This window comes from Vibrio sp. 1249-1, from assembly GCF_033340495.1.
The window spans coordinates 1-934 of record NZ_JAWOWJ010000221.1 but is presented as its reverse complement, the minus strand read 5'-3'; the positions used below and the strand labels follow the sequence as shown (position 1 = coordinate 934).

Annotated in this window: 8 tRNA genes; all 8 read right to left on the bottom strand. The window is 47.6% G+C overall.

Annotation, left to right across the window (positions count from 1 at the left end):
* Window positions 1-4 precede the first annotated feature (4 nt).
* The 8 genes from R7Z50_RS25405 to R7Z50_RS25370 all read right to left on the bottom strand — a co-directional run bounded on the left by R7Z50_RS25405 (window position 5) and on the right by R7Z50_RS25370 (window position 933).
* A tRNA-Leu gene (locus R7Z50_RS25405) sits at window positions 5-89 on the bottom strand.
* Window positions 90-142: 53 nt separating this feature from the next.
* Window positions 143-217: transfer RNA gene (locus R7Z50_RS25400), tRNA-Gln, on the bottom strand.
* 50 nt (window positions 218-267) lie between these two features.
* Window positions 268-352 (bottom strand) — tRNA-Leu (locus R7Z50_RS25395).
* Between the two features lie 29 nt (window positions 353-381).
* Window positions 382-466: transfer RNA gene (locus tag R7Z50_RS25390), tRNA-Leu, on the bottom strand.
* Between the two features lie 40 nt (window positions 467-506).
* Window positions 507-583, bottom strand: a tRNA-Met gene (locus R7Z50_RS25385).
* A 22-nt stretch (window positions 584-605) separates the two neighbouring features.
* A tRNA-Leu gene (locus R7Z50_RS25380) sits at window positions 606-690 on the bottom strand.
* Window positions 691-743: 53 nt separating this feature from the next.
* Window positions 744-818, bottom strand: a tRNA-Gln gene (locus R7Z50_RS25375).
* 30 nt (window positions 819-848) lie between these two features.
* Window positions 849-933: transfer RNA gene (locus R7Z50_RS25370), tRNA-Leu, on the bottom strand.
* Window position 934 lies beyond the last annotated feature (1 nt).

Sequence of the window (934 nt, the reverse complement as noted above, 5' to 3'; positions counted from 1 at the left end):
ATAATGGTGCGGAAGGAGAGACTTGAACTCTCACACCTTGCGGCGCCAGAACCTAAATCTGGTGCGTCTACCAATTCCGCCACTTCCGCAACTTAATCTATAGATATCAAGATAATTGGTAAAATCTCAATATCGTTGTATATGGCAGGGCTACCTGGATTCGAACCAGGGAATGGCGGCATCAAAAGCCGCTGCCTTACCGCTTGGCGATAGCCCTACAGCGTAAATAGTCAAAGACTACTTAACCTCTCTTATCGAGAGAAAGAATGGTGCGGAAGGAGAGACTTGAACTCTCACACCTTACGGCGCCAGAGCCTAAATCTGGTGCGTCTACCAATTCCGCCACTTCCGCGTATTCTGATAGTGTAGATTAATTTAAGATGGTGCGGAAGGAGAGACTTGAACTCTCACACCTTGCGGCGCCAGAACCTAAATCTGGTGCGTCTACCAATTCCGCCACTTCCGCATCTATTCCTAACTGCTCTGATAAAAAGAACATTTAGGAATGGTGGCTACGACGGGATTCGAACCTGTGACCCCATCATTATGAGTGATGTGCTCTAACCAGCTGAGCTACGTAGCCATTTTAAAACTTTGATCAAGAATGGTGCGGAAGGAGAGACTTGAACTCTCACACCTTGCGGCGCCAGAACCTAAATCTGGTGCGTCTACCAATTCCGCCACTTCCGCAACTTGATCTGTAGATATCAAGATAATTGGTAAAATCTCAATATCATTGTATGTGGCAGGGCTACCTGGATTCGAACCAGGGAATGGCGGCATCAAAAGCCGCTGCCTTACCGCTTGGCGATAGCCCTACATTGCTCTAATAAAAGAGACTTTAATAATGGTGCGGAAGGAGAGACTTGAACTCTCACACCTTGCGGCGCCAGAACCTAAATCTGGTGCGTCTACCAATTCCGCCACTTCCGCA